Here is a 472-nt window from a genome sequence, read left to right on the forward strand (position 1 = left end):
CGGCACCCTCGGGTGCCGTTTTTCATTTCGGGCCGCTACAATCGAGGTCCCTTGCTTGCATGCGCCATCTGGGCGCATCTGGCCCGATCCCACACATAAGGAACGTAGAAAGGCACACACGGTTATGACACCGCGAACTTCGACCTCCTCCTTCACCTCCACCGAGGTTTAGTCGGCTGGCCGCTGCTTTCGCAAACCTGTTTGCAATCACGAACCTGAAAGCGCGGCAGCCACCGCGCTTTTTTGTTGCCTGAACGTTCCTGAGCGCCTGCATTCGAGGCCGCGCACAGGCAGGCGGCACCACTGAGGAAACCAACATGATTTCGATTCAATTGCCCGACGGCTCCAAGCGCGAGTTCCCGCAGCCGGTGACCGTGGCCGAAGTGGCCGCCTCCATCGGCACGGGCCTGGCCAAGGCCGCGCTGGCCGGCCGCGTGGGGCAGGGCGATGCCGCCCGCCTGGGCGATACTTC

At 63.1% G+C, this 472-nt stretch carries 1 protein-coding gene; it reads left to right on the forward strand.

Going from position 1 to position 472, the window contains the following annotated elements:
- Nucleotides 1–317: 317 nt before the first annotated feature.
- Nucleotides 318–472 (forward strand): TGS domain-containing protein (locus B2W70_RS00080; RefSeq protein ID WP_286741862.1); only part of this gene is annotated, 155 nt, incomplete at its 3' end.

Origin of the sequence: Aquabacterium sp. UBA2148 (assembly GCF_002328915.1) — a bacterium.
GTDB lineage: Bacteria > Pseudomonadota > Gammaproteobacteria > Burkholderiales > Burkholderiaceae_C > Aquabacterium > Aquabacterium parvum.